7 protein-coding genes are annotated in these 8,561 nt (G+C 41.4%); 5 read left to right on the forward strand and 2 right to left on the reverse strand.

Going from position 1 to position 8,561, the window contains the following annotated elements:
- Positions 1 to 880 (reverse strand): FecR domain-containing protein (locus tag ACFE90_RS33035; protein WP_375506528.1); only part of this gene is annotated, 880 nt, incomplete at its 3' end.
- 554 nt (positions 881 to 1,434) lie between these two features.
- Between ACFE90_RS33035 and ACFE90_RS33040 the strand changes: the two genes are divergently transcribed.
- Positions 1,435 to 2,919 (forward strand): hypothetical protein, encoded by a 1,485-nt coding sequence (locus ACFE90_RS33040; protein ID WP_375506529.1) that lies wholly within the window; start codon positions 1,435 to 1,437, stop codon positions 2,917 to 2,919.
- Positions 2,920 to 2,974: 55 nt separating this feature from the next.
- On the opposite strand, the gene ACFE90_RS33045 is transcribed toward ACFE90_RS33040, so the two are convergent.
- Positions 2,975 to 3,793 (reverse strand): sulfurtransferase, encoded by an 819-nt coding sequence (locus ACFE90_RS33045; RefSeq protein ID WP_375506530.1) that lies wholly within the window; start codon positions 3,791 to 3,793, stop codon positions 2,975 to 2,977.
- 152 nt (positions 3,794 to 3,945) lie between these two features.
- Between ACFE90_RS33045 and ACFE90_RS33050 the strand changes: the two genes are divergently transcribed.
- From ACFE90_RS33050 to ACFE90_RS33065, 4 genes are all read left to right on the forward strand, one after another.
- Positions 3,946 to 4,884 carry a tRNA (5-methylaminomethyl-2-thiouridine)(34)-methyltransferase MnmD gene (locus ACFE90_RS33050; RefSeq protein WP_375506531.1) on the forward strand — a complete coding sequence of 313 codons (939 nt, stop codon included), beginning with the start codon at positions 3,946 to 3,948 and terminating at the stop codon, positions 4,882 to 4,884.
- A gap of 594 nt (positions 4,885 to 5,478) precedes the next feature.
- The gene (locus ACFE90_RS33055) at positions 5,479 to 6,714 is read left to right on the forward strand and encodes an HD domain-containing phosphohydrolase (protein ID WP_375506532.1); all 1,236 of its coding nucleotides are present in this window, start codon (positions 5,479 to 5,481) and stop codon (positions 6,712 to 6,714) included.
- Positions 6,715 to 6,873: 159 nt separating this feature from the next.
- Complete coding sequence (gene glmU, locus ACFE90_RS33060) at positions 6,874 to 8,253, forward strand: bifunctional UDP-N-acetylglucosamine diphosphorylase/glucosamine-1-phosphate N-acetyltransferase GlmU (RefSeq protein ID WP_375506533.1); 1,380 nt, start codon at positions 6,874 to 6,876, stop codon at positions 8,251 to 8,253.
- Between the two features lie 111 nt (positions 8,254 to 8,364).
- Positions 8,365 to 8,526 (forward strand): hypothetical protein, encoded by a 162-nt coding sequence (locus ACFE90_RS33065; protein ID WP_375506534.1) that lies wholly within the window; start codon positions 8,365 to 8,367, stop codon positions 8,524 to 8,526.
- Positions 8,527 to 8,561: the final 35 nt, after the last annotated feature.

Raw genomic sequence — 8,561 nt, forward strand, 5'->3', positions numbered from 1 at the left:
TTGAGGTGTTGGGTGATTTCTCTGTTGAGGTTACGGATGTTGGAGTAGTTGAGGTGTTGGGTGATTTCTCTGTTGAGGTTACGGATGTTGGAGTAGTTGAGGTTACGGGTGTTGTCTCAGTTGGGCTATTAGGACGAGTTAGCTGCATTTCAATTACTCCCTCGCCTTTTACCGGTGGCTGTGCTTTTAAGGCCGCAGTAGTTTCGGCTTGAACACTGGTGATTGCTGGATCGTGATGTATAGGCACAGGATTTTGCCTATTCAAATCAAGTTCCCGAACCAGTTCGCTTGTTTCATAAAAATTTCTCAGATCAAAATCATATAAGTTCTGAAATTCCCCTTTAATTAGAATTATCATCTGCCCTCCTTCCAGCACCTTAGTTTCACCTTCCTTGTTAGAAACTTCAATGCCGCTATTTGTCAGCGCACCCACAATCGTGGTGTCTGTTTGTTGGTCATAGCGTACAAATAATGCTGAACCACGAATTGCTGCTGCTGCACTTGGCGTTTGTATACGTGTTTGCCCCTTTCCTGGTGGGATGAGCAGCAACACAGTCCCATTTGACAGTTTAAAGTCACGAGTCTTCGGCAAAAATTGAAATAACGCCTGTTCTCCAACTCGTGCCAAAGAGCCATCATTGAAACGCAAATCTGCTAGGGAAGATCGACCAGTTGACAGCCCATCCCCAGGAGTCATTGCATCTAACTTACGTGCAGGACGTTTCTTGAGTTTATCTTTGGGTATCAGTTGTACGATGTTTTGGAGGTCTTGAATCTCTGCTCGTGTCAAAGGGGTCATGGCATTTACTTTATTTGGCAAAGGCAGTACTATAACTCCCCATAAACCAATCACTAACAATGGAAACGATTTATAAAACATAATTTGATAACTTATGATTTTCAACTAATACCAAAAAAATTAAACGTTTAAGCGGCTAATAAGTTTTTTTACGCGGGCGAGTTCTTTAGGAAATTTATCTGTAATTTATCCTAAATTCAATAGATAAAATAAACAACAAATAAATTATGTGTTTAGTTGATTGATCTTTGTTATGAAACTGGCATTATATACAATAAAGTCTGCGGTAGATTTCAAGGTTAGTACTTGATATCAACAATTAAATCAGGAGTACCTTACAAATAATCCATTTTAATCAGATTAGCTACAGGGACAAAAAGTTATTAGGCATTTGTTGTAAAATGAGTTACTCCCTGTATTCCACTAAATTTGAGCATCAACTGTAACTGTATCCGATTATTTCAGTTTTACAAAAGAATCTGGGGAAAAATCCGAAAAGCAACAATTTCAGTTTGTAGTTTGAGTATATACCTACAAAGCTAAGATAAATGCACTCAATTGTATATTCTGAGTCGGAACTTCTGATACAGCTTGTGGGTCTACATTTGCCAAACGCGATTACCGCAATCTAACAGATGCGACTCAAAAACTGGAAGAATTTGTTTTTTTGTATTTTGTTAGCCTCCAGTGCTGGAAGCTGGTGTTGCATTAGAGTAAATGCGTCAGAATCTGCAAATACAAATATTTTGCATTCTAAAAATTTAGCAAGTACAGAGGAAAATTATCAGCTATGTCAGAACTTGGAGCTAGAGGTAATTAACTCTTTGTGCAAGCAGTCTAGTGAGTCGCATCCTTCAAATTCGCAGATGCCGTTGAACAAGAGACAAGGGAGCAGGGAACTCTTAGTTGGGGAGATATTAAATATGGGGATTCGACCCCACTTGTTGCGCCAGCTTCCCGTAGGGTACGATAACCAGTTAATAGAAGTGAGGGATTCAGACTCATCCCCCCTTCATTTCCACGACAGGAGGAAGGGGTCATTTCCCCCTGCCTATTCGTTAAAGCTGGCGCAGCAAACACCCGAAACTACTCAAGCCCCAAACACAACCAAAGAACCTGAAGATACTCAAAAGCAAAATGACCCGCCACAGTTAGAATCGCAGCCAAGTAATTTGCCTACATCTTCTCCAGACTCAAAAGAGGAACTGTTAAATGCACCTGAGATAAATCAGTCCCAAAGGCTAGAGAGGCTAATGCAGCTGCTACGATCGCCAAAACAGCCACCTGAATCTGATAGCGATCGCGAATTGGGGTTACGGGTGCGGTTACGACCGCTAGAACAGCCTACTTTTCCACCAATAGAACAACCCGTAGTTAAGTTTAAACCTATAGGCTATCTACAAGGGCGTGTCGCCTACTTCCAAACGAGTAATATTTTTTCCTCAAAGGATATTCCGATAGAAGATGGTTTAATTTTTTCTGGACTGACGTTAGCCTCTGCATATTTCCCTTTGGGAGCTAAGACTTTTTTAAACGGCTCAATTGATGGCAATCTCATTCGTTATATCAATCAGTCACAATACGATTACAACCAGGTGAGATTTAATCTCGGTATTTACCAGCAGCTATCGCAGCGAATGTATGGAGAAGTTAGTTGGAGCAATCAACAGTTATTTTATGCCAACAACAGCGATCGCCTGGATAGCTTCAAAGCAGGAGATCGCTTTTTAAATGAGAATTCCTTTCAACTGTCTTTAGGACGGCGAGATCCCCTAACTTCAAAATTAATACTTAATAGCTTTTACGAATTGAGTGTAAATTTTGCTGATCCCCAAAGTCGCGATCGGATAATCAATTCCTTTTGGGTGTCTCTAAACTACTACTTGCAAAAGCCTCTCCAGGTTGGTATTGACTACCAGGTGAATTTTTCGGACTTTACACAGCGCGATCGAGAAGACCAATTTCATCGGTTATTCGGGCACTTAAATTACCGAATATCTGATACCAGCAATATAAATGTGCAGGCTGGAGTGAGTTTAGGTAGTTCAACCGCCGAAAACATTGATTTTGATGGCTGGTTCTTCAGTATTAATTACAGTTTGCAATTAGGTCAGTTTTGAAATTTGTCCTTTGTCCTTTGTCCTTTGCTAATGATTAATGACTAATGACCAATGACTAATAACTAATCCAATCACTCCAACTACCAGCATAAAGTTTACCCTTGCTAATGCCAGCTAATTCTAAAGAAAGTAAATTTACGCAGGCAGTAACGCCAGAACCGCAATAAACCAAGATTTCTTCGGCTGTTTTTAGCTGTTCCCAGCGACGGCGTTGTTCTGGTTGAGGCAGTAGGTAACCGGAAGAGTCTGTAACTTCTTGCCAAGGATAGTTGACTGCACCGGGAATATGTCCGGCAATTTTATCAATTGGCTCTCGTTCACCTCGGTAGCGATCGCTTTCTCTTGAATCTACTAATACTACCTCATGGCTATCTTTCCGGTTTTTCACCTCTCTAATATCTACCAACTTTTCTATTTGTACTTGAGCTACAAACATACCCATCCGGGGTTGAGGAACAACATCTGTAACAGGATAGCCAGCTTTTTGCCATCCAGCAAAGCCTCCATCCAGTACTGCTACTTGTTCATGCCCTAGATAGCGCAAAAGCCACCATAGACGAGCCGCAAAGGCAAAGCGCGAATCATCATAAGCTACAACTAAACTTTTTTGGGAATTTACCCCAATCGCTGCAAATTTATTAGCTATATCATTGGGGTTAGGTAAAGGATGTCTCCCGCCATGTTTACCCACTGGACTGGAAAGATCCTGATTCAAATCTAAATAATATGATCCCTTTATATGACTTGTTTGGTATTCTTGTTGCCCTAGTTGTGGATCGGCTAGAGAAAAGCGACAATCCACAATAACGACTTGCGGATCTTCTAGATGTTCAAATAGCCAAGCTGGCGAAACAACAAATTGGGGGTTGGGCATAGGGCATTGGGAATTGGGTAAAATAGTTCTTCTTTTGGGGTTCTGAGTAAATAAGTTAGATTTCCCACTCAGCACTGGCTCAACGCCCAGCTACCGCTAACACCACTCATTACTCCTAAAGGGGATTGGTTATTATTTAATTTTTTTATAAAATGTCAGACTTAGAAAATTTTACACCTAAGTTAACAGCAGATGGTTCTTTCACCTTTGTCTCTCAAGAGTTTGGTGAATCCTTTCACAGCCATTATGGTGCGAAGCAGGAGAGTTTTTTCAAGTTTGTGGAACCTACTCAACTGACTACAGTCGCCCAAAAACCAGTTTTGCGACTATTGGATATTTGTTATGGTCTAGGATATAACACAGCTGCTGCTTTGCAGACAATTTGGGCAGTGAATCCTAACTGTTCTGTTGAAGTAATCGGTTTAGAACTGAATCCAGCAGTCCCACAAGCTGCGATCGCTCATCACTTGTTTGACAATTGGAACTGTAACTATATTGAAATTTTGTCCCAGCTAGCTTTTGAGCATCAAGTACAAACACCTCGTCTAAAAGCAAAGCTATTAATTGGGGATGCTAGAACTACGATAACCCTATTACGTCAGTCGGGGTTCTGGGCAGATGCAATTTTCCTCGATCCCTTTTCACCACCTCAATGTCCTCAATTATGGACTGTTGAATTTATTAGACAACTGTCATTGTGTTTACATCAAGATGGTTTATTAGCCACTTATTCTTGTGCTGCTGCTGTACGCACAGCACTTTTGTCTGCTGGTTTGGCGATCAGTTCTACCCCACCAGTAGGAAGGCGATCGCCTGGTACTGTGGCAGCCCATTCTAACAGCACTCAGCACTGGCTCAACCATAGCTATCCGCTAACAGCATTCCCTATGCTCTCACAACCTGAAAAAGAACACTTGCTAACCCGTGCTGCCATACCCTATCGCGATCCTGAATTAAGCGATTCAACCGAAGTCATAATAATGCGGCGGCAACAAGAGCAACAAGCCTCTTCACTCGAACCTACCTCCCATTGGCGAAAAAGGTGGTTATTGGGAACACAAGGCAGAGATTTTATAGGAACTAGTTTATAGTTCGGTTGAGATGTCTAAGACGGGCGTAGCTGCGACAATAGAAATAGAGACAAGGGATCAGGCAGGAAGTGGATAATTCAGATGCCGATTCGACACTTCTCTTTTTTGCCAAAAATTCTGATTTATTTTCCAGATACTTAGGCAACAACTTTTTACAAGCTAATAGACTTAATTCTGTGGTAGCATTTAGTACTACATACTATTTGACAGTAATAAAATACTGCTATAACTGAGTAAGTAAAAAGCTATACACCTTATGATTACCATAAAGACTTAACATCCAAAACTGGGTATCTCGATATAAAACAAGCAATTACAAGGCTTTTTAGCGCCGCTCAATGAAAAAATATCCGTAAAAAACCTGATTTAAGATTTGTGTCAATTGATCATACTGTAATTAGAGACAAAACACAAAAATTGACAGCAATATACCCCTTGTTTGTAACATAAAACATAGATGCTGCGAAAAACTTAGATACGCAGTTTGACATAATACATAATCCCTATTAAAACTCTGGCTCAGATATAGTTGAATATTAAATTTGTTTTTGAAATCTGACACTGTTAACTTGTGCAAAAAACTGGAGTGCCTTTGTGATTCAATGGAAATCCAACCATACAGGCTTTACAGAAGAAATTGTTAGTGGGCCAAACCCCATTAGCACAGTGAAGAGTATCGGTTCAAATCATGCCGTAGGATCACAAAATAATGTGGAGGCTTATTCTTTAGGCTTATCTCAAGAAGACCTTATGCTTAAAGATAACCAAGCAGTGTCTTCTTGGATAAAAGTTGATGTTAATTGTGGTGATAATTCATTGGTTTCTAGAACACTACAAGCTAAAGGTTCTAAAGTGAATGGGTTTGATTTAGATCCGCCGAAGGTTTTAGTAGTTGACGATCATGCCACCAGTCGCATGACTGCTGTTGCCCTCTTGGGGATGGAAGGATACGAAGTGATTGAGGCGGATAGTGGTTCCATTGTTGTAGGGTTGGTAACTCAAAAACAACCAGATTTGATTTTGCTGGATGTAATGATGCCAGGAATGGATGGATTTGAAGTGTGCCAATTACTCAAGCAGGATGAGCAGACTAGGCTAATCCCAGTAATTTTTATTACGGCCTTAAATGACAGGCGATCGCGTATTCGGGGAATTGAAGTTGGGGCAGATGATTTTCTTACCAAACCCTTTGATCGTGTGGAACTGGCGGCGCGTGTAAAATCTTTAGTACGGCAGAAGCGTCTGAACGAAGATTTAGAACATGCCGAACAAGTACTATTTTCTATTGCCATGTCGATTGAAAGCCGCGATCCCAATACAGGCAATCATTGTGAACGCTTGGTAAGATTGGGACAAGCTTTTGGTGAATACCTCAATTTTTCACGTTACCAAATTCGAGATTTGATGTGGGGTGGTTATCTCCATGATATTGGTAAGGTAGGTATTCCCGATGCAGTGCTGCTGAAAAAAGGCAAACTTACCCGCGAAGATTGGCAGGTCATGCGGCAGCATGTTTTGATTGGAGAAAAAATCTGCCAGCCACTACGCAGTATGCGGGGTGTAATTCCCATTATTCGTCATCACCACGAACGCTGGGATGGCTCAGGCTACCCTGATGGACTCAAGGAAGATGATATTCCCTACCTGGCGCAAGTATTTCAGTTAATTGATATTTACGATGCCCTAACCAGCGAACGACCTTACAAAAAAGCTTTTACTTCAAAAGAAGCACTTTTAGTGATGCAAAAAGAAACTGATTCTGGTTGGCGTAATCCTAAACTAATGCAGCAATTTGCCGAGTTTATTCTCTCCTATTATAAAAACGAGTAGGGAGTAAGAAATTTTGTAGCTGCCGTGATCAACGAAAATTGGTATAATCCTGACTCATTGTATATTTCAGTCTTCTATGACTAGCTGGGATGATTTGAGCCGATATTTTAAAGTACCAACAGCATTAATCATAATTTCACTGATAGCTGATAGCTAATTATGGTAGTTGTAGCAATTCTAGCGGCGGGACGCGGCACACGGATGAAATCACGCTTACCTAAGGTTTTACATTCTTTGGGTGGGCGATCGCTAGTTGAGAGAGTTCTCGAAAGTGTAGAACCACTTTCGCCCTCACGGCGAATCGTGATTGTAGGGTATCAATCCGAGGAAGTGCAAGTTGCCATGCATTCAATTCCCAGTTTGGAGTTTGTTGAACAGACTGTGCAACTAGGGACAGGTCATGCCATCCAGCAATTACTTCCTCACTTGGAAGACTACACAGGTGATTTGCTAGTACTTAACGGCGATTTACCGTTGATACGTAGTGAAACTCTCAAGCAGATGTTACAAATTCACGCCCGAAATCAGAATGCCGCCACCATTCTGACCTCGAACTTACCCGACCCCACAGGCTACGGGCGCGTTTTTTGTAATGATGAAAATATTGTGCAGCAAATGGTCGAACACAAAGATTGTACTGCTGCCCAAAGACAAAATCACCGAATTAACGCTGGAGTCTACTGCTTTCGCTGGACAGATTTGGCAAAGGTGTTGCCCCACTTACAAGCAAACAATGCTCAAAAAGAATACTATCTCACTGATGCCGTAACTCAAGTGGGAAAAGTTATGGCAGTGGATGTGGAAGATTACCAAGAAATTCTTGGCATTAATGATCGCTTGCAACTAGCAACAGCCTACGAGATTTTGCAAAGGCGAGTCAAGGAAAAATGGATGCTGGCGGGTGTTACCCTCATCGACCCCACCAGCATCACCATTGATGAAACTGTAGAATTACAGCCGGATGTAATTATTGAACCCCAAACTCATCTGCGGGGAAATACGGTGATTAAAACAGGAAGTCACATTGGGCCAGGAAGTTTGATTGAAAATAGTCAGTTGGCTGAAAATGTCACGGTGCAGTATTCAGTGGTGACAGATAGCACTGTGCAGGCGGGAAGCCGAATTGGGCCATATTCTCATTTGCGCGGTCAGGTAGAAGTGGGTGCTGGTTGCCGTGTGGGGAATTTTGTAGAATTAAAAAATACACAGTTAGGCGATCGCACGAATGCAGCACATTTGTCATATATAGGTGATAGCGTTGTCGGCAATCAGGTGAATATTGGTGCCGGTACAATTACTGCCAATTATGACGGCATGAAGAAACATCGTACTAAAATCGGCGATCGCACAAAAACTGGAGCCAATAGCGTTTTAGTTGCTCCGCTCACTTTGGGAGATGATGTCTATATTGCAGCTGGTTCTACTGTTACAGAAGATGTACCTGATGATTCTCTGGCGATCGCTCGTAGTCGTCAGGTGGTAAAACCAGCTTGGCGCAGGAAAAGTGTTGAAAATGAAACCACAGATCAACACAAATAATTCATCGGTGTTAATCGCAGTTGATCCGTGATTTTAGACAATAAACCAGGATTTTTGCAAGATGTCTAATCTAGCTAGATTAGTAGTGAAGCCAAAATCTCTATAGATAACATGGAAGAACTGCTAGAACTTAGGCAACTTCTAGAACAAGGCAAAGTCCATGAGGCACTGCTGTTGGTGGATGAGTTAGAAGAAATGAGCCTCAGTGACAAAATCAATAAAATTGATAGTTATGGTGTAATTCTTCTTATTAATTTGAAACTATCCCACTAATAAAAAAGTATGGTAATCTACTTCTCAACAAGGAG

Source organism: uncultured Nostoc sp., from assembly GCF_964245445.1.
Taxonomy (GTDB): Bacteria; Cyanobacteriota; Cyanobacteriia; order Cyanobacteriales; family Nostocaceae; genus Nostoc.

Bases quoted from the DNA above. Each gene is read 5' to 3' on its own strand.
- ACFE90_RS33040 (WP_375506529.1), top strand. From the start codon at position 1,435: ATGCGACTCAAAAACTGGAAGAATTTGTTTTTTTGTATTTTGTTAGCC.
- ACFE90_RS33045 (WP_375506530.1), bottom strand. From the start codon at position 3,793: ATGCCCAACCCCCAATTTGTTGTTTCGCCAGCTTGGCTATTTGAACAT.
- ACFE90_RS33050 (WP_375506531.1), top strand. From the start codon at position 3,946: ATGTCAGACTTAGAAAATTTTACACCTAAGTTAACAGCAGATGGTTCT.
- glmU (WP_375506533.1), top strand. From the start codon at position 6,874: ATGGTAGTTGTAGCAATTCTAGCGGCGGGACGCGGCACACGGATGAAA.
- ACFE90_RS33065 (WP_375506534.1), top strand. From the start codon at position 8,365: ATGGAAGAACTGCTAGAACTTAGGCAACTTCTAGAACAAGGCAAAGTC.